The sequence below is a fragment of the Vibrio sp. J383 genome (assembly GCF_023503985.1).
GTDB lineage: Bacteria > Pseudomonadota > Gammaproteobacteria > Enterobacterales > Vibrionaceae > Vibrio > Vibrio splendidus.
In genome coordinates this window covers 3,257,247-3,281,061 of record NZ_CP097293.1, presented here as the reverse complement: position 1 = coordinate 3,281,061, position 23,815 = coordinate 3,257,247, and the positions used below count along the sequence as shown (strand labels likewise).

The 23,815-nt window shown below is 45.5% G+C and carries 14 protein-coding genes; 10 read left to right on the top strand and 4 right to left on the bottom strand.

The window, feature by feature from the left end:
- Positions 1-21: 21 nt before the first annotated feature.
- From hrpB to M4S28_RS14555, 10 genes are all read left to right on the top strand, one after another.
- A complete protein-coding gene (gene hrpB, locus M4S28_RS14600; RefSeq protein ID WP_241907276.1) occupies positions 22-2,460 on the top strand; it encodes an ATP-dependent helicase HrpB in 2,439 nt (812 codons plus the stop codon).
- Positions 2,457-4,856, top strand: coding sequence for a penicillin-binding protein 1B (gene mrcB / locus M4S28_RS14595; protein ID WP_102572184.1), 2,400 nt, complete (start codon positions 2,457-2,459; stop codon positions 4,854-4,856). The genes hrpB and mrcB overlap by 4 nt, the downstream gene beginning before the upstream one ends.
- Positions 4,857-4,894: 38 nt before the next feature.
- Complete coding sequence (locus M4S28_RS14590) at positions 4,895-7,228, top strand: patatin-like phospholipase family protein (RefSeq protein ID WP_249632021.1); 2,334 nt, start codon at positions 4,895-4,897, stop codon at positions 7,226-7,228.
- Positions 7,229-7,500: 272 nt separating this feature from the next.
- Positions 7,501-10,089 carry a bifunctional aconitate hydratase 2/2-methylisocitrate dehydratase gene (gene acnB / locus M4S28_RS14585; RefSeq protein ID WP_026012369.1) on the top strand — a complete coding sequence of 863 codons (2,589 nt, stop codon included), beginning with the start codon at positions 7,501-7,503 and terminating at the stop codon, positions 10,087-10,089.
- Between the two features lie 237 nt (positions 10,090-10,326).
- Complete coding sequence (locus tag M4S28_RS14580) at positions 10,327-10,695, top strand: YacL family protein (RefSeq protein ID WP_017088701.1); 369 nt, start codon at positions 10,327-10,329, stop codon at positions 10,693-10,695.
- 259 nt (positions 10,696-10,954) lie between these two features.
- Entirely contained in the window at positions 10,955-11,293 is a 339-nt protein-coding gene (gene glnK, locus M4S28_RS14575) for a P-II family nitrogen regulator (protein WP_004738200.1), read from the top strand.
- A 27-nt stretch (positions 11,294-11,320) separates the two neighbouring features.
- Complete coding sequence (locus M4S28_RS14570) at positions 11,321-12,550, top strand: ammonium transporter AmtB (RefSeq protein ID WP_017084267.1); 1,230 nt, start codon at positions 11,321-11,323, stop codon at positions 12,548-12,550.
- A gap of 297 nt (positions 12,551-12,847) precedes the next feature.
- Positions 12,848-13,861, top strand: coding sequence for a Fe(3+) ABC transporter substrate-binding protein (locus M4S28_RS14565; protein WP_017084266.1), 1,014 nt, complete (start codon positions 12,848-12,850; stop codon positions 13,859-13,861).
- Positions 13,862-14,106: 245 nt separating this feature from the next.
- Positions 14,107-15,732 carry an ABC transporter permease gene (locus tag M4S28_RS14560; RefSeq protein WP_017091574.1) on the top strand — a complete coding sequence of 542 codons (1,626 nt, stop codon included), beginning with the start codon at positions 14,107-14,109 and terminating at the stop codon, positions 15,730-15,732.
- Positions 15,732-16,760, top strand: a complete 1,029-nt coding sequence (locus tag M4S28_RS14555; RefSeq protein ID WP_249632020.1) for an ABC transporter ATP-binding protein — start codon at positions 15,732-15,734, stop codon at positions 16,758-16,760. Before M4S28_RS14560 ends, M4S28_RS14555 begins: the two co-directional genes overlap by 1 nt.
- Positions 16,761-16,917: 157 nt before the next feature.
- On the opposite strand, the gene M4S28_RS14550 is transcribed toward M4S28_RS14555, so the two are convergent.
- From M4S28_RS14550 to M4S28_RS14535, 4 genes are all read right to left on the bottom strand, one after another.
- Positions 16,918-18,330 (bottom strand): phosphoglucomutase/phosphomannomutase family protein, encoded by a 1,413-nt coding sequence (locus tag M4S28_RS14550; RefSeq protein ID WP_249632019.1) that lies wholly within the window; start codon positions 18,328-18,330, stop codon positions 16,918-16,920.
- Between the two features lie 74 nt (positions 18,331-18,404).
- Positions 18,405-20,810 carry a glycoside hydrolase family 94 protein gene (locus M4S28_RS14545; protein WP_249632018.1) on the bottom strand — a complete coding sequence of 802 codons (2,406 nt, stop codon included), beginning with the start codon at positions 20,808-20,810 and terminating at the stop codon, positions 18,405-18,407.
- Between the two features lie 146 nt (positions 20,811-20,956).
- Positions 20,957-22,918: a beta-N-acetylhexosaminidase gene (locus M4S28_RS14540; RefSeq protein ID WP_249632017.1), complete on the bottom strand. Its 1,962-nt coding sequence runs from the start codon at positions 22,916-22,918 to the stop codon at positions 20,957-20,959.
- Between the two features lie 12 nt (positions 22,919-22,930).
- Positions 22,931-23,815 (bottom strand): glucosamine kinase nucleotide-binding domain-containing protein, encoded by an 885-nt coding sequence (locus M4S28_RS14535; RefSeq protein ID WP_054541855.1) that lies wholly within the window; start codon positions 23,813-23,815, stop codon positions 22,931-22,933.

Below are 23,815 nucleotides of genomic sequence, written 5' to 3'. Positions count from 1 at the left end.
CAACTGCCCATAGAAGCTGTGATGCCAGATCTGCTCGCTGGCGTAGAAACACACACTCAACTTATTCTAAAGGCCGCTCCCGGTGCGGGGAAGTCAACATTCTTCCCTTTACAGTTAGTTAAGACCAACGCCGTTCAAGGCAAAATCATTATGCTTGAACCGAGGCGTTTGGCGGCAAGGAATATCGCAACTTACTTAGCCAACCAATTGGGAGAAAAAGTGGGAGAGAGCATAGGTTTTAGAGTTCGTGGTGAATCTAAAACCAGCAGTGCGACTCGCTTGGAAATCGTAACCGAAGGGATTATGACGAGAATGATCCAAACCGACCCTGAATTGACTGGGGTTGATATGGTGATCTTTGATGAGTTTCATGAGCGCAGTATCCATGCAGATACCGCGCTGGCCTTTAGTTTGGAGATCCAAGAAGCACTGCGTGATGATCTAAAAGTGGTGGTGATGTCGGCAACCTTAGATCAACACGCGCTGCAATCTTTGTTGCCTGATGCCAAGTATGTTGAATCACAAGGGCGAACTTTCCCGGTCGACTTCCGTTATCAGCCATTAGGCTCGAATGAATATTTAGCCCCTAAGATGGCCAACGTGATTCGTTCTCTGATGGAGAAACAGTCAGGCTCACTTTTGGCTTTCTTGCCGGGTGTCTCGGCGATAAAACAAGTCGAATCTCAACTAGAACAACTCGCCAGCGATATCGATGTGTGTCCTTTGTACGGTCAGCTCAGCTTTCCTCAACAACAAAAAGCGATCGCGCCATCAGAGAAAGGGCGTCGAAAAGTGGTGTTAGCGACCAATATTGCTGAGACTTCTTTAACGATTGAGGGCATTCGACTGGTGGTCGATTCCGGGCTTGAACGTGTGGCAAAGTTCGATCTGAAAACCGGTATTACTAAGCTGGAGCAAGTGAAAATCTCGCAATCTTCAGCTGAACAAAGAGCGGGTCGTGCTGGGCGAATCGAAGAGGGCTTGTGTGTTCGCTTGTACAGTGAAACACAGTTGATGCAGCAACCTGCTGTGCCAGAACCTGAGATTCTTCATTCTGATTTGTCTTCGTTGGTGTCTGAATTGACACAATGGGGAGCCGCAAGTGCTGATGAATTGCAATGGTTAGACATTCCACCGAAAGCTTCAACAGAACAAGCTAAGCAACTCTTACAAAACCTAGAACTGTTAGACGGTAATGGTCAATTTACGGCACTAGGAAAACAGGCTCAACGCTTAGGAATTGAACCTCGCATCGCCAGTATGTTGGTTAAAGCGCAGCAAAGCAGCCAAGAGCTACTGAATGTCGCGATTGTTGCTGCCGCTTTACTTGAAGAGCCAGAGCGCAATGTGACGGATATTCAGCATTCGTTGCATCGACTGAAGCAAAGAAAACACTCAAAAAATAGCGTTGTGATGCAGCGAGCGAAAAGTCTCGCGAGCAAACTCAAACATCACTTAGATTTGTCACAAGTTGACGAATCATTGCTACCATTAGTGCTTTGTTTTGCCTTCCCAGACCGAATTGCACAAGTGAGAAGCGCAACCAGCAGTGCTTTCCTTCTTGCGAATGGCCACGGGGCTGAGGTTCGTGACGATGATTCATTGGCGAACAATGACTATATCGTAGTGATTGATTTGATGCGCAGCACAGGGCGAGCCAGTCAGATTTTCTTAGCCACTGCCGTTGATATTTCGCAGCTAGAAGCTGAATTCCCAAAACTGTTTGTGCGTTCCGATTACGCCGATTGGGATGAAAAACGTGGCCGCTTAGTGGCAGAGCAGCGAGTGTCTTTGGGCAAGTTGATTATCAGCACCAAAGCTTTACCAGAGCCTGATGCGAATCAGGCGAGCAAAGCGCTACTCAATTATATCGCTCGATGCGGGCTGGATCGCTTACATTGGACCCCTTCGGCTAAACAGCTGGTTGAGCGGGTACGCTGTGCAGAACTTTGGATGCCTGAGCATGATTGGCCAGCGATGGATGATGCGAGTTTAGTTGAACATCTTGATGAGTGGCTGTCGCCGTATTTAAATGGCATTAAGTCTGCCAAAGGGCTGTCGAATGTATCGATTGAACAAGCACTGTCGGCATACCTTGGTTGGCCGTTGAATCAAGAAATTGATCAATGGCTGCCTACCGACTATCTGATGCCGACGGGCAGTAAAAAAGCAATTCGCTACCAGTATCAGTCTGAGCCAGTGATCTCAGTACGAATGCAGGAAGTCTTTGGTGAACAAGACTCGCCATTGATCGCGCAAGGGCGTAAAAAAGTGGTGCTTGAGCTACTTTCTCCAGCTCAGCGACCACTACAAATTACTCAAGATTTAGCTGGCTTTTGGGCTGGCGCGTACAAAGAAGTACAAAAAGAAATGAAAGGCCGTTACCCAAAACATCCTTGGCCAGATGACCCTGCTAATCATGTAGCAACCACTAAAACTAAACGACAGTTGAATCGATGATGACCAAAATGTTAACGCCAAAAAAGGCACCACCTAAAAAAGCGCCAGCAAAGAAGTCACCAGCGACCAAAGCCAAGCCTAGAAAGCCAAGAGCAGCAGCGAAAAAGACTAAACCTAAAGCTAAGCCGCCTGGCAAGAGAGGTTGGTTGAAGATCCTGTGGGGCATTTCTTGGAAAGCCGGCTTGGCACTTGCTGCATTGCTGTTGTTCGTCGGTATTTATCTTGATTCAGTGGTCAAGCAGCGTTTTGAAGGTCAGTTGTTTGATTTGCCAACCGTGGTTTATGCGCGAGTGCTGGACCTGTCTCCGGGAACTCAGGTGAGTTTGGTGCAGGTTAAGAATGAGCTGGATGTACTCAATTATCGTAAGGTGAACGCTCCTCGTCACCCAGGCGAATACTCTTCTTCCTCAACCAAGATTGAAATGATTCGTCGCCCGTTCGAGTTTGTCGATGGACCGGAAGCGGATCGTCATGTGATGCTGCATTTCAACGGTAACGAGTTAACTCGTATTCAGTCGCTAGAGAAGAAAGGCGACATGGGGTATCTGCGTGTTGAACCGAAAATGCTTGGCATGCTTGAAAAAAGCAGCGATGAGCAGCGTCTGTTCTTAAAACGTAATCAGTTCCCTGAGGTGATGGTTGATGCATTGCTGGCAACCGAAGACCGAAATTTCTATCAGCACGATGGGGTATCGCCACTGGCAATCGCTCGTGCAATGGTGGTCAATGTAAAAGCAGGGCGAACCGTACAAGGTGGCAGTACGTTGACGCAACAATTGGCAAAAAACCTGTTCTTATCTAGCGAGCGCACATTGTGGCGCAAGGTTCGCGAAGCCTACATTGCACTTATCTTGGATCATCGTTACAGCAAAGATCGCATCTTAGAAGCCTACTTAAACGAGGTTTATCTTGGGCAAAATGGTGGGCAAGCGATTCATGGCTTTGGATTAGCATCTCGCTTGTACTTCGGGCAACCGATTCAAGAACTCCGAATCGATCAACTAGCACTGCTGGTCGGCATGGTCAAAGGACCTTCGTATTACAACCCGGTTCGTTACCCTGAGCGAGCGAAGACTCGACGTGATTTGGTTCTACGTTTGCTGATGCAACAAGACATATTGACGCCGAAACAGTACGAAGAAGCCGCAAGCCGAGACTTGGATATTCAAGATAACCCACGTATTGCGAGCCGTCAGCCCGCTTACTTCCAGCAAGTAAACATTGAGCTTAAGAGATATGTCGGTGACCGATTTGAAGCTCAGAAAGGCATTCGAGTCTTTACCTCTCTGGATCCGGTGTCCCAAGATAAGCTAGAAAAGTCGATTGCTCGTAAAGTGCCTGATTTATCTAAAACGGCAGGTAACAAGCTCGAGGCAGCTGCTATTGCCGTGGATAGAAATACTGGTGAAATTCGTGCGATGGTTGGTGGTAAGCGTACTGGCTACGATGGCTTTAACCGTGCCTTGAATGCGAGTCGTCCTATTGGCTCTTTGGTTAAACCAGCAATCTACTTAACCGCACTAGATCAACCCCAGAAGTACACGTTGGCGACAACATTGAAGGACACGCCACTGAGCTTGAAAGGCAGTAAAGGCAGCGTGTGGAGCCCGAGAAATTTCGATCGTAAGTTCCGTGGCGATGTGCCCTTGTATGTGGCGCTTTCTAAGTCTTACAACGTACCAACGGTTCGTTTGGGCATGCAGTTAGGTATTGATAGCGTTTCGGATACGATTGGAAAGCTGGGTGTCGATAAAAACGAAATTCGCCCAGTGCCATCGATGTTTTTGGGTTCATTCTCATTGACCCCATTTCAGGTAGCGCAGATGTACCAAACCATCACCAACTCTGGCCGTATCGCACCTTTGTCTGCGCTTCGTTCAGTTGTTGATAACGATGGTGAGGTTCTATATCAGTCGATCCCTCGTGTATCACAAAGCGTTGACCAGCAAGCAGCTTGGTTGACAACTTATGCCATGAAACGTGGTGTGTCTGAAGGTACGGGTCGTTTCCTGCAAGGTCAGTTTGCATGGGCAGGATTAGCGGGTAAAACGGGAACCAGTAATGACAGCCGAGACAGTTGGTTCGTGGGTGTTGATGGTCGCGAAGTCACTACCATCTGGCTAGGGCGCGATGATAATAAGCCGACTAAACTCACGGGCTCTAGTGGTGCGCTACGTGTCTATGCCGATTATCTGAAGCATCGAACTCCAGAGCAGTTACTGTTGCCTTGGCCGAATGGCATTACGACGGCAAGTTTTACTCGAACTTCTCAAGGGGCTTTAGAGTTTGACTGTGATGGTACGGTTAAACTGCCGGTTTGGGATGAGAATGGAAACATTAAAAAGGGTTGTGAAAGTCAACCAAAACAGTGGCTAAAAAAGCTTTTTCAGTGGTAAAGTCGTAAAAGAAAAGAATGACAAGGATAGTTTAAAGAATGATTTCTCGTTGGATAGTGAGCGGCTTAGGCATTGTCGGTACTGTGATCAGTTTTCAGCTGTTTGCATCTACTGTGACACCGGTGGAACAATCTCAGCAAGCTGGACAAGCTCATAAAAGACCAACCGTTGCTGTTGTGCTTGCTGGTGGAGGAGCCAAAGGAGCGGCTCACATTGGTGTACTTAAAGCGCTAGAAGAGATGCAAATTCCGGTCGATTACATTACCGGTACCAGCATGGGCTCTTACGTTGGTGGGCTTTATGCGACAGGGATGAGTGCTGATGAGATTGAAAGTTTTATTTATACGGTTGATTGGAATCGCGGCTATCGTGATCGCGTTAACCGTAGTGATCGCCGAGTGCGTGACAAAGAATATGAAGACCGTTACCAACTGAACACCGATCTCGGTTTAGGTTGGGGCGAAATCAAAGCTAGGAAAGGCGTGGTTCAAGGTCAGAACATGTTGCGTATTCTGCGTGAGACCACAGGTAACCTATCTCCACTCGACTCTTTTGACCATCTTGCTATTCCCTACCGTTCAGTCGCAACCGACATTATTGAGCTTGAAGAAGTGGTCATCGACCATGGTCACCTTGTTGATGCGATGATGGCCAGTATGTCAGTTCCTGGCGCGCTTCCCCCTTATGAATTAGATGGCCGAATGCTGGTTGATGGTGGTGTCACCAATAATATGCCAGTCGACGTTGCCAGAGCGATGGGCGCGGACATTGTCATTGCGGTGGATATCAGTACCAATTACAAAGGCAAAGAAGATTTCACGAATTTTCTAGCGGCAGCTGATCAACTCTCTAATTATCTGGTCCAACGCAGCACTCAAGAGCAAGCTGAAACACTGACGGATGATGATGTTTTCCTACGTCCTGATGTTGGGCAAATGGAGACGACTGACTTTGATAAAATGCCATCGGCTTTCCTCGCGGGCTATGAAGCCGCTAAGCAGCATACTGATGAGCTTTCTAAGCTATCGCTCTCAAATGCCGATTATCAGCATTATATCGAGGACAAACAAAAAGCACGCAGACAGCTGAAACATGGCGATCAAACTGTCGTCGATAGGGTGGTCATCAACAACAACACCCACTATTCAGATAAGTTGATCGAAAACCGCTTAAATCTCGATTCTGGTGAGGTTTTGAAAACCAGTGAAATCGAATCTAAAGTGAAAGATCTCTATGCACTGGATAGATTTGAATTGGTCACTTATGAGTTTGATAATGTTGATGGCGAGGATCAACTGTTAGTGGATGTGAACGAAAAGTCTTGGGGCCCAAACTATCTCAACTTTCGATTCTTTCTTGAAGATGACTTCTCGACTACCAGTCAATACTCACTCGGTGTCTCAGCCAACTTTACCGATATTAATAAGCATGGTGCAGAACTAAGAACCAATATCGAGATGGGTACTGACAAACGAATTGAAGCGGAACTTTACTCGCCCTTCTTTTCGAGTCAAAAACTGTTCACTTCAGCATCGGTTGTTTACAGCAAAGAGAACAGAAACCTACCAGCAGATATTGACGATATTGAAGAGCCGACACTGGACGTAACGAAAGATTACCTCCCAATGACGTATAGTGAATATGTCGGTGAATTGGCATTAGGCTATCAACCAACGCTGTGGCAAGAGCTGAAATTTGGTGTTCGTTATACTGATGGGGATGTTGAGGTTTCTTCGTTACCCTCATTGGGCAGCGGTGGCTACAAGCGTATTGGCGGGTTTATGGGGTATCGACTCGATACTTTGGATAACTTCAGCTTGCCGACCAAGGGTTACTTTGTCGATTTAGAGTACCTCGTCTCTCATGATGATTTTGATAACGACAGCTCTGTTGGTGAATCGAATTTAACGTCTGAGAGTGATACGGTTTATGAATTCTCAGCTAATTTCATGGCGGCGCAGAGTATTGAAAAGCATACTTTAGTCGCAAAGTTCGATTTTGGTATGGTAGAGAGTAAAAATTCCGTGTTCCCTATTGATCCAAAGGAGCTTGGAGGCTTCTTAAATTTATCGGGAATACCAAGAAATAGTCTTATTGGGCAAAACTTGGCGTATGGCAGTTTAATTTATCGCTATAAGTGGTTTGAAAATGACTTCGGCCTCTTTAAATCGCCATTCTACGTGGGTGCGTCCATTGAGCATGGTGGTGTATGGTCGAACAATGATCTGAGCATTGACGAAGCGCCAATGTTCACCGCCGGCTCAGTCTTTGCCGGAGTCGACTCCCCTTTAGGGCCGATTATTTTGGCTTATGGCCGAACTGAAGATAACTATGATTCGGTCTATTTGATTGTCGGTACTTCCTACAAATAATCATGCGTAGAGTAGCCGTTTAACTGCGTAATTAGGCAAAAATAGTGGGACTTTCGTCTTAACTTGCTATGTTGGTCAAAATGATAAGATTTTAATTTAACGTTAAATTTGCTATTCTATCGCCCACAGTTTGGCCTCTATGACGCCGCTCATCAATACAAATTGAATGACAAAAATGGCAATGGAGAGCCAAGTTTCCAAGGATGTTCACTTCTTTATTTTACTAACAATTATGAAGGTAAGAAGTGAACCGCAATGAGAGGAAAAAAGTCGTGCTTGAAGCCTACCGTAAACACGTCGAAGAACGTGCTGCCGAGGGAGTTGTTCCAAAACCACTAGATGCTGAGCAGGTAGCTGGCCTAGTTGAACTTCTGAAGAATCCACCTCAAGGTGAAGAAGAAATCATTCTTGACCTACTAGAAAACCGCATTCCACCGGGTGTAGATGAAGCTGCTTATGTAAAAGCGGGCTTTCTTACGGCTATCACTAAAGGTGAAGTGACATCTCCACTAGTAAGCAAAGCAAAAGCTGCACAACTGCTTGGTACTATGCAAGGCGGTTACAACATCGAATCTCTAGTATCTCTACTAGATGACGCTGAACTTGCTCCAATCGCTGTTAAAGCCCTATCTCATACTTTACTTATGTTCGATGCGTTCTACGACGTAGAAGAGAAAGCGAAAGCAGGTAATGCTTCAGCACAACAAGTGCTTCAATCTTGGGCTGATGCTGAATGGTTTACAGCTAAAGACAAAGTAGCGGAAAAAATTACCGTTAAAGTATTTAAAGTCACTGGTGAAACGAACACCGATGACCTATCTCCAGCGCCTGATGCATGGTCACGTCCTGATATCCCAGTACACGCGAAAGCGATGCTGAAAATGGAACGTGATGGCATTACTCCTGACGAACAGGGTAATGTTGGTCCAATCAAACAGATTGAAGAAATGCAAAAAGACGGCATTCAACTGGCTTACGTTGGTGATGTTGTTGGCACAGGTTCTTCACGTAAATCGGCAACGAACTCAGTGCTTTGGTTTATGGGCGAAGATATCCCATTCGTACCAAACAAGCGTACTGGCGGTGTTTGTCTTGGTGGTAAAATTGCACCAATCTTCTACAACACAATGGAAGATTCAGGCGCACTACCCATTGAACTGAACGTACAAGACATGAACATGGGCGATATCATTGATATCTACCCGTACGAAGGTGTTGTTCATAAGAACGGTTCTGTGATTTCAAACTTTGAACTAGGCAAAGTTTTGCTAGACGAAGTTCGTGCTGGTGGCCGTATTCCACTGATCATTGGTCGTGGCCTAACAGGTCGTGCTCGTGATGCTCTAGGCCTAGCTGAAACAGACCTGTTTGCTAAACCAATCGATCCATTAGCTTCTGATAAAGGCTACACGCTAGCTCAGAAGATGGTAGGTAAAGCGTGTGGCGTTGAAGGTGTACGTGCTGGTCAGTACTGTGAACCTAAAATGACGACAGTGGGTTCTCAAGATACTACGGGTCCTATGACTCGTGATGAACTGAAAGATCTGGCGTGTCTTGGTTTCTCAGCAGACCTTGTAATGCAGTCTTTCTGTCACACATCTGCATACCCTAAACCGGTTGATGTAAACACTCACCATACGCTACCTGATTTCATCATGAACCGTGCGGGTGTTTCACTTCGTCCGGGTGATGGTGTTATCCACTCATGGCTAAACCGTATGCTTCTACCTGATACTGTAGGTACAGGTGGTGACTCGCATACTCGTTTCCCTCTTGGTATTTCATTCCCTGCGGGTTCTGGCCTAGTAGCATTTGCGGCGGCAACAGGCGTTATGCCTCTTGATATGCCTGAATCTATCTTGGTTCGCTTTAAAGGTGAAATGCAACCGGGTATCACGTTACGTGACCTAGTACATGCCATTCCACTTTACGGTATCAAGCAAGGTCTACTAACGGTTGAGAAAGCAGGTAAGATCAACGAATTCTCTGGTCGTGTACTAGAAATTGAAGGTGTTGAACACCTGTCTGTAGAGCAAGCATTTGAGCTTTCTGATGCATCTGCTGAGCGTTCAGCTGCAGGTTGTACTGTTAAGCTATCTCAAGAGTCTATCGATGAGTACCTGAACTCGAATATCGTTATGCTTAAGTGGATGATTGCTGAAGGTTACGGTGATGTTCGTACGATTGAGCGTCGTATCACGGCAATGGAAGAGTGGGTAGCGAATCCTGAGTTGCTATCTGCTGATTCAGATGCGGAATACGCGCATGTTATCGAGATTGATCTTGCTGATATTGACCAACCAATCCTATGTGCGCCAAACGATCCAGATGATGCTCGTCTTCTTTCTGATGTTCAAGGGACAGAGATTCAAGAAGTGTTCATCGGTTCTTGTATGACCAACATTGGTCACTTCCGCGCTGCAGGTAAGATGTTAGAAGAGTTTAACGGCTCACTAAATACTCGCCTATGGGTTGCTCCGCCAACGAAGATGGATAAAGACCAACTGACAGAAGAAGGCTACTACGGCATCTTCGGTCGTGCTGGGGTACGTATCGAAACTCCGGGCTGTTCACTATGTATGGGTAACCAAGCTCGTGTTGCTGATGCTTCGACGGTTATGTCGACGTCAACACGTAACTTCCCGAACCGTTTGGGTAATGGTGCGAACGTTTACCTAGCTTCTGCTGAGCTTTCTGCTGTTGGTGCGATTCTTGGTCGTATCCCAACGAAAGAAGAGTACCTAGAGTACGCTGAGAAGATCAATGCAACCGCTGCTGATACATACCGTTACCTGAACTTCCATAAAATGGGTCAGTACACGGAAAAAGCAGACACAGTTATCTTCCAAGAGCCTGCATAAGCGCTTTATAGATAATCAGTCAGTCGCTACTGCATTGCAGTAACGTACTCGCTGCTAATACAACGCCTTCTCTATACGAGAGGGCGTTTTTGTTTGTGTGCGTTGTTAGTGATTTGCTCTTGCTGATTTTTTATTGGTGGTTTAGTGCAGCATTAAACACACTCGATCTCTCGTAGACTTCGCTATATACTCTCGCCTCATTTTTTACCCTATCTGTCATTAGTGCGCGGAGCCTTTATGGAATTTGAATTTACACGAAACACTTTAATGGGCGAGTACTATGTAAAGTGCAGCATGGGTCATGAAATTGTTGGCCGCTGGCTTCAAGAAGAGATTGGGAAAGATAAGCAGAAACTGGATCACGTGATGGCGTTGATTGAACAATCTCGACAGGATCTGAGTAATGAAGTGACGCTGCTTGGCAAAGAGATCAGCCTTGCTATCAATGAAGATGACGTAACGATTCAGGAAAACGTGTTAGCGCATGAGCAAGAGATGGAAGAGGGCAGTGAATTCGACTTCTATAACTGTGAAAGCCAAGCAAGCTGTGGAATCGATGATTTCGAGCGGCTTATCGAACGCTGGATGGACTTTTTAGGCTATTAAGGTCTAACTTTCTACTCGCTAGTTAGCCCCTATTCTTGAGTCATTTAGAGCTTTGAAGGCTTGGTTGCCCAAAACTGGAGCAACAATAGCGCAACGCATTAAGATAGTGAAAAGGCCGCACCATATTGGTGCGGCCTTTTTTGTTTTTATGACCTTATCATTTGCATATTATTTAAAATCAATGACTTAACATTTTGGCACGCTACTTGGATTGTAATAAGAGAATTAACGGATTAAGTGAAGAATTTAAGGAACGAATATGAAATTAATAAATGCCATTGTTAAGCCATTCAAATTAGATGATGTACGCGAAGCGCTCTCTGATGTGGGCATTGAAGGTATGACAGTTTCTGAAGTGAAAGGTTTTGGTCGTCAGAAGGGACATACTGAATTGTATCGTGGTGCGGAGTACCAAGTGGATTTCCTACCAAAAGTGAAGCTAGAGATTGCTACCCAAGCTGAAAACGTTGACCGAGTTGTTGAAGCGATTAGCCAAGCAGCACATACCGGAAAAATCGGTGATGGCAAAATTTTTGTGTATGACCTAAGCCAAGCCGTACGTATTCGTACTGGTGAAATGGATGCTGAAGCACTTTAAAGAATTACAAGGACTGGAGACTTTAATATGGAACTTACGACAACAGTAATGGAACTACGTTACGCACTAGACACTTTTTTCTTCCTCATTTCAGGTGCGTTGGTCATGTGGATGGCAGCAGGCTTCGCAATGCTTGAAGCTGGTCTAGTTCGTTCAAAGAACACCACAGAAATTTTAACCAAGAACATCTGTTTATACGCTATTGCTTGTACGACTTTCTTAGTGGTTGGCTACAACATTATGTACGTAGATAACGGTGAAGGTGGTTGGTTGCCTTCATTCGGTACTTTAATTGGTACTCAAAGTGAAGGCGCAGACCATTCACTAGAATCTGACTTCTTCTTCCAAGTTGTGTTCGTTGCAACGGCAATGTCGGTCGTTTCGGGCGCAGTGGCTGAGCGTATGAAGCTTTGGTCATTCCTTATCTTCTCTGTGGTTCTAACAGCGTTTATTTACCCAATGGAAGGTTACTGGACTTGGGGTGGTGGCTTCCTATCAGAAGCAGGCTTCAGTGATTTCGCAGGTTCAGGTATCGTGCATATGGCTGGTGCTTCGGCTGCGCTTGCTGGCGTATTGTTACTCGGTGCTCGTCGAGGTAAATACGGTAAAAATGGTGAAATCTACCCAATCCCTGGTTCAAATATGCCGTTAGCAACATTAGGTACGTTCATCTTATGGTTTGGTTGGTTCGGCTTCAACGGCGGTTCTCAGCTAATGGTTTCAGACTTTGAAAACGCGACAGCGGTTGGCCAGATCTTCCTTAACACCAACGCAGCAGCAGCAGCTGGCGCAATCGCAGCATTACTAGTATGTAAAACAACTTGGGGTAAAGCAGACTTAACAATGATTCTTAACGGTGCGTTAGCTGGCCTAGTAGCAATCACTGCAGACCCTCTATCACCATCACCTTTATTTTCTGTAGCGATTGGTTCGGTATCTGGTGCCTTGGTTGTATTCAGCATCATTGCTCTAGATAAAGTGAAGATTGATGATCCGGTGGGTGCTATCTCAGTACACGGTGTATGTGGCTTCTTCGGTCTAATGGCTGTGCCTCTAAGCAACGCGGATGCAACGTTTGGTGCTCAACTATTGGGTGCAGCAGTAATCTTTGCATGGGTATTCGGAGCTAGCCTAGCGGTATGGGCAGTGCTTAAAGCAACAATTGGTATCCGTGTAACCGAAGATGAAGAACTAGAAGGTATGGACATGCACGATTGTGGTGTTGGCGCTTACCCTGAATTTGTATCAGTAAAGTAATCAAAGAATAAAGCTTAATGTAGACAAAGAGTAAGCTAGTTTAAGAAACCCCATAACCATTGGTTATGGGGTTTCTTGTTATTTATGTCTAAGCAACAATGATCTCTCAAGAGAGAGTGAGCGAGTATTTTGAATAGGAGATGATATGAATATCTCCTGAAATACATTGTTACAAAAGTGCGAGCTTGATGGTGCTGAGTAGACAAATTTTTTGTCGGACATCATTGTAATTATGTTACTGATGAATATAATAACGCAACTGATATAGATTATCATTTCGATATGAAGGATTTTACAATGAAAAAACTGCTAACACTTTCAGCTCTAGCGTGTAGTGTGATTGCCCCGACAGCAATGGCTGCGGAAGAAGTGAACGTATACTCTTACCGTCAACCTTTCCTAGTTGAACCTATGTTCAAGGAATTCACTAAAGAGACTGGCATTAAAGTAAACGTTAAGTTTGCTAAAAAAGGTTTAGCAGAGAAGTTAGCTCAAGAGGGTGAATACAGCCCAGCTGACGTTGTATTAACTGTCGATATCAGCCGTTTATCTGAACTAACTAAACAAGGTCTAGTTCAGTCTGTTGAAAGTGATGTACTTGAAAAGAACATCCCTGCTCAGTACCAAGATACTGCTAACGAGTGGTTTGCTCTAACAACTCGTACACGTAGCGTTTATTCTTCACGTGACCGTGTTGGTCGTCTAGGTGAAGAGTTCACTTACGAAGATCTAACTAAGCCTGAATTTAAAGGCAAAATCTGTACTCGTAGCGGTAAGCACCCATACAATGTTTCTCTAGTATCTTCGATGATCGCTCACAAAGGTGAAGCTGAAACGAAAGAGTGGCTAGAAGGCGTAAAAGCAAACCTAGCACGTAAGCCTCAAGGTAACGATCGCGCACAAGTTAAAGCGATTAAAGAAGGTCTATGTGATGTTGCTCTTGGCAACAGCTACTACCTAGGTAAGATGGTTAACGATAAAGAGCAAAAAGCTTGGGCTGATGCTGTTTACATTAACTTCCCTAACCAAGAGACAACAGGTACTCACGTGAATATCTCTGGTATGGCAATGGCTAAATACTCTCCAAACGAAGAGAATGCCGTTAAGCTAATGGAATTCCTATCTGGTAACACCGCGCAAAGCATGTACGCAGAAGTAAACTACGAATACCCAGTGAAAGCAGACGTTAAACCTTCTGAGCTTGTTGCTTCATGGGGTGAATTCAAAGCTGATACAATTTCTCTAGACCAGATCGCTGACCACCACGCAGCAGCAATCAAGCTATTAGATGAAGTTAAGTTCGATCTTTAATTTATTACTGTAGGCTTCGGCCCAAGTAAAATGACAACCTCAAGTCGCCATTTTCGGTCACTTGGGGTTGTTTGTTTTTGGAAAATCACTTTTTGATACAAAGCTCGTCGTTGATCCCTTGAGTTATTAGCATCTCACCTTGAAGTCGTTACAGTATATGGGTATAAATAACCCCACCATTAAAAGGATATGAGATGTATTTGCAAATGCATTTGTGTTTCATTAAGCCTCGTTGTAGTTAGGCGATGAAAGAAAAGAATTATTTATGGAACACCAGTAGCGGCATTATTGCAGTATTGCTGGTTTTACCGATCTTAGCGATTTTTACGACGGCTGTTGGAGAAACAGATGAGCTATTTTCTCATCTGATGTCCACAGTGATGCCCACCTATGCTTACAATACGGTGGTTTTAGTCATAGGAACCATGTTCCTGTCTTTAGTTTTTGGTATTCCGTCTGCTTGGATTATGGCAATGTGCCGTGTGCCGGGTGAGCGTGTTTTACAGTGGGCACTGGTACTGCCATTAGCTATGCCTGGCTATATTGTCGGGTATATCTTTACCGATTGGTTCGACTTTGCAGGCCCTGTTCAAGTGCTACTGCGAGATCTGACTGGGTGGGGACCCGGTGAGTATTGGTTCCCGGATATTAGAACCTTATCGGGTGCCATTATTGTTTTGTCCCTCGTTCTTTACCCGTATGTTTACTTGTTGTGCCGCGCGGCATTTATGGAGCAAAACGTCTCCTTATTGCAATCCGCTCGGTTGCTAAAATGTTCACCTTGGGAAAGCTTTCGTCGTATTTCTTTACCGCTTGTTCGTCCTTCTATGGCGGTAGGTCTATCGCTTGTCGCAATGGAAACCATCGGTGACTTTGGTACCGTGAGTTACTTTGCAGTCAACACCTTAACGACAGCGGTTTACGATACCTGGTTAGGTTATTCAAGTTTAACGGCTGCAGCGAAAATATCGGCAATTATGCTGGTTATCGTGATCCTACTGTTGAGTTCAGAGCGCTATAGCCGTCGTAAACAGAAACTGTTCCAGAATCAATTCAGCAGTCGTGAAGACTTTCGCTACGACTTGTCCGGTTGGAAAAAATGGTTGGCACTGTTCTGGTGCTGGGGATTAGTGTGTGTTGCATTCTTGTTCCCTCTCGGTCAGTTGATGATCTATGCCTACAAATACTTTGCGCAAAGCTGGACGCCTGAATTCAGAGAGTATGCGATTAACAGCCTTTATGTGTCAGTAGTCGCGGCGATTATTGGCGTTATCATTGCGATGATTGTGAATTTTAATCAGCGTGTTAGCCCAAGTAAGAAAAATCAGGCTTACATGCGTATTGCTTCGATGGGCTATGCCGTTCCAGGCACCGTGTTAGCGATTGGCGTGATGGTACCCGTGTTGTTTATGGATCACTTGGTCAATGACATCGCTAAAGTGATGGAGTGGGGACGACCTGGTTTGATCTTCTCTGGTTCCATGTTTGCGCTTATCTTTGCAATGGTCGTGCGTTTTTCTGCAGTGGCGATCGGCAGTATCGAAAGTAGCTTGAGTAAAGTATCTCCTTCATTGGATATGGCTTCTAAAACCATGGGTTGTAATACCAACCAGATGTTACGTCGTGTCCATTTGCCTTTGATTAAACGCGGTGCGTTGATCGCAGGTTTACTGGTGTTTATCGAATCAATGAAAGAGCTAAATGCGGCATTGCTGTTACGTCCTTTCAACTTCGAAACATTGGCGACCTATGTTTATAACTATGCCTCAGATGAGCACCTAGAGTTGGCGGCAATGCCTGCTGTATTATTGGTGTTGGTGGGTTTAATTCCTCTGATCATCGTTAACCGTTCTTTGGAGCAGAAACACTAATGAGTTGTGCATTATCAATTAAAGATCTGACTTGCAAATATGAGTCGCAAACCATCTTGGAATCGCTCTCGTTAGAAGTTGAGCATGGTGAAATTGTTTGTCTTCTTGGTGCCAGTGGCTGCGGAAAAACAACTTTGCTTAAGGCGGTTGCAGGCCTGCTTCCATTAAGTAGCGGAATCATGAGCTTGAACTGTCAAACCATTGATGATGGTGATAATTGGTTGCCACCAGAGCAACGAAACATCGGTATGATTTTCCAAGATTACGCCCTGTTTCCGCACCTGACGGTAAACCAGAATGTCGGTTTTGGCCTTAAAGATCTCTCTGATCAGCAAAAGAAAGAGAAAGTCCAAGAGATGTTGGAGCTGGTTCATTTAGATGAATTCGGTGACCGATACCCACATCAACTTTCTGGTGGTCAACAGCAGCGCGTAGCGATTGCTCGTTCTTTAGCATACAAGCCAGATTTATTGTTATTGGATGAACCTTTCTCAAACATCGATACTCAGGTTCGCCATGAGTTGATCTCTCAGATTCGTAAAATATTTAAGAAGCAGGGTGTGACGGCTATTTTTGTGACTCACAGTCGTGAAGAGGCGTTCGCGTTTGCAGATAAGATGGCAGTAATGAACCATGGTGTGATTGAACAGTATGGTTCGGCATCGGAGCTTTATTTCCACCCTTCGAGTAAGTTTGTTGCAGACTTTTTGGGCGGCGGCAGTTACCTCAATGCACAGCGTATTTCAGAGCTGGAGTTTGAAACCAGCTTAGGTGTGGTTGAAGCTAAACCACAAACGGAGATTGAATTTGGCAGTGCGTGTGAGCTTCTTTTAAGACCACAGCATATCCAAGCTAGTTACGAACAAGACAGTGCTATTTCAGTACTAGAGCAGCAATTTATGGGCGACCACTGTCGTTATGTTATTGAAGCATACGGTCAAAAGCTATTGGCAACCTCGTCAGAAGCGCTTGAAGTTGGTATGCCGGTCAACGTAAAAGTGGATACCAAAGGCGTATTGGCTTTCTAATTAGGTACAACTCAACTCATAGTACCGCTAATTCTCGATGAGCCATAAAAAAGCCCAGCACTTTAATCTAAAGTACTGGGCAAAAGCTCTTCATCTATAGGGGTTAACAAGGCAGTGATTTGTTAAGTCCCATATAAGACTGCTGCGCTCTATAAGCCTATAGAGAGAGGAAGTCTTTCACTTTTTGAAGAACATGTTCTGCAGTGTCTTTATCTTCCATTTCTGCGAAGATTCGTAGCAATGGCTCAGTTCCTGAGAAACGAGCAATCACCCAGCCGCCATTCTTGAAGTACACCTTGGCACCATCTTCATAGCTGACTTTTTCAATTTCGTATTCAAATTCAGGCAGTTGTTTTTCGACGTAGATCTTGGTGTAGAGCGCTTCCTTCTCTGAAGGTTTAAACTTGCAATCGCCTTCCGCCGTATACGCATAGCCATACTTAGAGTAAATCTCATCAAGCAGCTCAGACAGCTTCTTGCCTGTCACACTGATCATCTCAACCAGTAAGCTCGATGCGAACACGCCATCCTTACCTTTGATGTGACCTCGAATGGTTAAACCGCCCGAGCTTTCACCACCAATCAGTGAATCATCGGCTTCCATTTGAGAGCTGATATGCTTAAAGCCTACAGGAACCTCAAAGCTCTTCTCACCATGATCTGCCGCTACTTTGTCGAGCAGATGTGTGGTAGCGATGTTACGCACGACAGAGCCTTTCCAGCCTTTGTATTCCAATAAGTAGTAGTAAAGAAGCAGTAACACTTCGTTAGGGTGAATGAAGTGACCTTTCTCATCGATGATGCCTAAACGGTCGGCATCGCCATCGGTACCAATACCAATGTCATAGCCTTCTGCTGCTACCAAATGCTTCAAGCGATACAGCGTAGCTGCATTAGGAGATGGCATGAGACCACCGAAATCTGGGTTCTTACCATCGTTGATCACGTCGACATCACAGCGGGCACTGATTAGAACGGTTTGCAGTGCGTTTTTTGCCACGCCAAACATTGGGTCGATCAGGACTCTTAGGTTGGCTTGTTTAATCGATTCGATATCAATAGCGTTAATGATCGAGTCAACAAAGGCGTTCATCGGATTGATGATTTCAATTTCTTTGTCATTCAATGCTTGTTCAAAATCGACTCTGACGACATCTTCACTGGTTAGGGTCGAAATCTGTTGTTCGATCTTTTCTGTGATGGTCTCATCAGCATCTCGGCCACCTTCAATGAAGATCTTTATGCCGTTATAGTCCGCTGGGTTGTGAGAAGCGGTAATACACGCAGAGTAAATACATCCCATCTCTTTTGCTTGGAACATCACGATAGGAGTCGGAACGAACTTGTCGATAAAGCTCACTTTGATGTTGTTGGCTGCCAATACTTCAGCAAACCAGCACGCGGCTTTATCTGAAAGGAAGCGGCGGTCATAGCCGATAACGAAGCCGTTTTTCGCTGCATCTTCATTATTGATGATGTTAGAGAGTGCTTGTGCCACTAAGCGGACGTTTTCTCTAGTGAACTCTTCACCAATAAACGCGCGCCAGCCGCCAGTACCAAATTTAATCATTAGAAAATCCTTTTAGTCTCACTATCTCAAGCCAGTAAAGACTTGAGATAGGAGCTGTTCATCAAATTAAGTGATTAGCCGAGTACAACGATAACTTCGTTCACGCTGCCTTCTGCTTGTACCGGGATTGCGCCTTCAACTGACTCATCATTGATAGTGATAGAGGCAACGCCTTTGCTTACTGCATTCGGGTTCTGCACTGTGATGTTGTAAGTCGCGCCACGCCATTGACGAGTAACCTCGAACTCTGGCCAATCAGTCGGGATACATGGATCAACTGTTAAGCCTTCAAAGCCTGTACGAACACCAAGAATGAAGTTGGTTACCGCGAAGTAAGCCCAACCAGAGGTACCTGTTAACCAAGGGTGGTTTGCACGACCATGATCTTGGTGATCTTTACCCATGATGAACTGCACGTACGAGTATGGTTCTGCGTAACGCGTTTCAATCATGTCGTTTTGGTTGTACGGGTTAAGTGCGTCGTAGAACTTCATAGCACGGTCACCACGACCTAGCTTCGCTTCTGCTACCCAAGCCCATGGATTCGGGTGAGAGAAGATTGCACCATTCTCTTTAACGCCTTGGTAAACGCGAGTTACGAAACCGATATCGTCGTTTGGTGTTGCGAATGAAGGAGAGTTTAGGTGCAGGCCATATTCAGAGAAAAGGTTCTCATCGACAGCGTCCATCGCTTTCTCGCCACGCTCTTGAGATACCGCGCCAGATAGAACCGCTAGCGTGTTTGACTCAAGGTGCACACGACCTTCAGCTTGTTGAGCGGTACCGATCTTGTCGCCATTTTTAGTCAGACCACGGATGTACCAGCCACCCTCGTCATCCCAAAGGTGTGTTTCACACGCTTCGCGAACGTTAGCTGCCATTTCCGTGTATTTAGCGACGTCAACTTCGTTATTACGGAACTTAGCAAGGTCTAAGAATTCTTGTAGCGCCCAGAAGTGTAGGAATGAAACCATAGAAGATTCACCACCACCTAGGTTCAAACAGTCATTCCAGTCAGCACGAAGACCTTTACAGATACCGGTTTGCCCTACGTATTCTGCAGAGAAATTCAGCGCCGCTTTCATGTGCTCGTAAACCGTTGCTTCGCCACCGTCTGCGTATGGAATCACTTCATCAAAGAAATCGTGTTCACCCGTTTCCATTACGTATTTGATGATGGTTGGAACGATCCATAGGTGATCATCAGAACAGGTATCGTCAATGCCGTGGATCTTGTCGTCATCTGACGGTGTTGGAACAACCGTTGGTGATTTTGAAGGTTCAACGTCAGCTTTCTCTGGATCAAACCAGTCTGGATCGAACAAGTGTAGACCGTAGCCTGCTTTCACTTGGCCACGAAGTAGGTCGATAATGCGCTTCTTGGTCATTTGTGGGTTGGCATGAGGTACTGAAATAGCATCTTGCGCCGTATCACGGTAACCAAGGCCAGTACGGCCACCGACTTCAATGAAGGATGCAAAGCGCGACCAAACCACACAGGTTTCCGCTTGGTATAGCGTCCACGTGTTGATCATGGTGTCTAAGCCTTCGTTTGGCGACTTAACTTGGAATTTGTTGCAACGCTCGTCCCAGTGATCTTTTATTCCTTGGAAAGCCGCATCTACGTTGGCTGTATTTTGGTACTTCTCGCGTAGGCGTTCACCGTTGCCTTTACCGATACCGAGTACATACGCAAAGCGGACTTCTTCACCCGGTTGAATCGTAAATTGCTTGTGCAGAGAACCACAATGGTTGTAACAGGTTTGAGCGCTGTTAGAACACTTGCCATTTTCAACCGCAATTGGGTTGGCTTCATCACGGTACATGCCAAGGAAGTTGTCACGTTGGCCATCGTAGCTGTCTGGTGAGAAAGTTGAAGCTAGGTAGTAGAAGCCTTCAAAGTCGTTGGTGTTGTAGTACAAGTCGTATTCCAGAACACCTTCTTGGTAAGACGTACCTGCAGAGTACAGAGACATCTGATGGTTCTGGTTATCTGATTGAATATGACTGAAAGAGAACTCAACAAATGAGAAAGTGCTGATGGTTCTTGGCTTGTCAGTGTTGTTCTTCAGCACGACGTCCCAAACTTCAGCATCTTCTCCCTTAGGAACGAATAGCGTTTTAGTTGCGGTAATACCGCTGTATTCACACTTGAACTTAGAGTATGACAGGCCATGGCGTACTTCGTAGTTCGCTTCATCTAGGCTTTTTGCCACTGGCTGCCAAGAGATAGACCAGTAATCACCCGTCTCATCATCACGCAGGTAAACATAGTGTCCTGGACGGTCGAATGTGCCGTTTGGACGGAATTTAGTAACACGGTTGTATTCCGGAGAATTGTAGAACGAGTAACCGCCCGCATTGTGCGAAATTACGGTACAAAACTTTTCAGTACCTAGGTAGTTGGTCCAAGGTGCTGGTACATCAGGGCGAGTGATGACGTATTCGCGATTGTCGTTATCGAAATAGCCGTATTTCATTGTCATTTCCTTTTTAACAAACTGCATCTATGCAGCTAATTTTTAAATAGTGATGCTGAGTCTTATCTGACTGAGCACCTTAATTTGAGTTAGCAACTTAATTTGAGTCAGTATCCACTCGATATGAGTGTCGCTTTGATTTTGTTTTATTGAGCTTTCCAAGGGCTGCGATAATCAACATCGAGTCTGTCGAGTAATGGCAGATGCCCCTTTAAGCGAGATAGGTAATCTAGCCAGTTTCGGTTGTTTTTATGTGTCCAACATCCTTCAGCTAAAGCGCTAATTCTTGGGAATACCATGTAATCCATACGCTTTTGGTTGGTGACGATCTCACACCATAGAGCACACTGAATTCCGCGGATCCGCTTACGAATTGGGTCGGTGTCGGATATTTCAGCAAGCGCTTCATAGGTATAAGCTTGTTCTAATGGGATTACGGCAGCCCAATCTACGCCCGGTTCTTCCGGTGCATAATCTTGGGTCATGTCGAGATAGGTAAATTGTGCCGGTTGCAGCACCACATCAAAGCCTTGGCGAGCGCAATTCACTGCAGCTTCTTCACTGAGCCACGAGTAGATGATGGTCTCTTTACTGACTTTGTCGCCGTGTTGCGCTTCTTCCCAGCCCACCATGCGCTTGCCAAGTTGCTTGAGTTTGTTCTCGGCATAACGGAATAGGTGACCTTGCAAGTCTTTGCTGTCTTTATATTGATGCTTTTTCATCAGAGCTTGAGCTGCAGGGCTGTTGCTCCACACTCCTGGTGGCACTTCATCTGCGCCCATGTGGATCAATTCGCTAGGGAAAAGCTCTGCGACCTCTTCAATAACTGCATCTAGGAATTGGTAAGTACCCGGTAAACCTGGATTTAGCACGTTGTCGTTGTAGTGCTGAATGCTCTTGTATTGTGTGGTGTCTGCTTGCTCAACTAGCATGTCTGGCAGTGATTTGATTGCGGCGCGACAGTGTCCCGGTATATCGATCTCTGGGATCACCGTGATGCTGCGTTGCTCAGCATATTCAATGACTTCGCGAATCTGTTGTTGTGTGTAGAAGCCGCCATAGTTGTCAGCAATGTGGGTGTATTGCGGTTCTAATGCATGATCAGGACCACGCCAAGCGCCAATTTCTGTTAGCTGAGGCAGGCTCTTGATCTCAATTCTCCAGCCTTCATCATCGGTTAGGTGCCAGTGAAAAACGTTGAATTTGTACTGCGCCAGTTGGTTGATCAAACGCTTCACTTGATCGACTGAGTGGAAGTGACGAGCGCAATCCAACATCATGCCGCGGTACTTAAATCGAGGTTGATCGGCGATTTTGCAACATGGTAGAGAGAAGTTCTCCGCGTCCAGTTGTTGAACTAACTGGATCAAGCTTGCCACAGCGTGTGTAAAGCCCGATTGGCTGCCTGATTCAGCAGTAATCTGTTGTGCAGTGATGGACAGCTTGTATTCGGCTTCATCTAACGTCGGGTTGCTGCGAAATAGAATGTCGCCGCTTTCGTCTTTTGAAAGTTCAGTTGAAAGCGCGTTCGAAAGAGACAACTCAAAGGTCGAGAGCAATTCTTGCTGGAACCAAGAGACTGCCTTATCAGCAAGATGAGATTGAACCTCAATTCTGCATTCGCTGCTTAGCGCGAATCTACTTAGCGCGAAACTACCTTGCTGAAATTCGATCTGATTCGGCTGAGGAATCAATGCCACTTGAGCTGCGCTCACTTCAGGAATTTGATTGCGTTCACGGTATGGCGAAGCCAGTACAATGGGTGATATCGCGACAGGCAGTACCGATGTTTCCCCATCATGATGTGACTGGATAAAGGCATCGTTAAGGCCATCAGAATAGAAGCGGAATGGTGCGCTTTGAATACTGAATTCAAGGTAGAAATGGTTATTGGCTTTTAACACTGGCGAATTTGGTTTGAACGAGCAAAAGCTTCCTACTTGAGTCAATTCACCTTGCGACAAACTCTCAGGAAGGATGAATCGGTCAAAGGCAAAATGCAGTGACCAATCTTGTACGTCGAGGTCACTTAAGTTATGTACCGTAAGGCCGAATCGGCAGTTATTTTTTTGTTCAGAAAGAACAGCTAAGTCGATGCGATAATTCATATAACTTCCCTGCTAAGCCTGTTGATACAAGTTGTGTTGTGATTTTCCGGCAAACATCAATGCGCCTTCGATAGCGTCGAATTGAGGTTTAACGATCCATTGTTGTACTGGTGGAGATAGCCAGTTGAGAATACGCTCAGCGATACTTCCCATTAAGCACACCTTGTCAGCGCCTTTTCGGTGTAGTGCTAAGACAAACATTTCGATATCAGCAGCGGTTTGCTTGAGCATCTCGATAGCCAGTTCATCACCTTCATTTGCCAGTTGAAAAATAACTGGAGAAAATTGGCCGTAATCTTTTGGAATCGCGCCTTTTGACCACGCCACGATCGCATCAACATCATTATTGAAGTGATTCATAACATGCTGAGTCAGCGGAGTTTTGTTGCGAATGCCATCTTCAGCGAGTAGAACTTGCTGAATTAAACGAAGGCCCATCACTGCGCCGCCGCCTTGGTCTGAAATTGGGAATTCACGACCGCCAACAACATGTTGTTCGCCGTTGTTTAGGTAGATACCACATGAACCTGTGCCACCAATCATGATTGCACCGTCTTGGCCGTTGTGAGCACCAATGCAAGCGCCGTAAGCGTCTGTATTGAGTGTCATACTTGCGAAAGGGTGAGCTTGTACCATGAAGTCGAGCCATGCTGATTTTTGCTCTGCGCCAGCTAGCGCCAAACCAACATGCATATTAGAAAAATCGTTAGAGTCGAGTTGGCTTTGTTGTGCGGCTTTGGTGATGGCGTCAACGATAGAGTTCATTGCAACATCAACACCCAATAGAATGTTGGCACTGCCACTCTTTGCTTCACCAACCAGCTTGCCTTGGTCATCGCGAATTCGAGCTCGACAAGAAGTGCCTCCACCATCAATACCTACGTAGTAAAGAGTCAT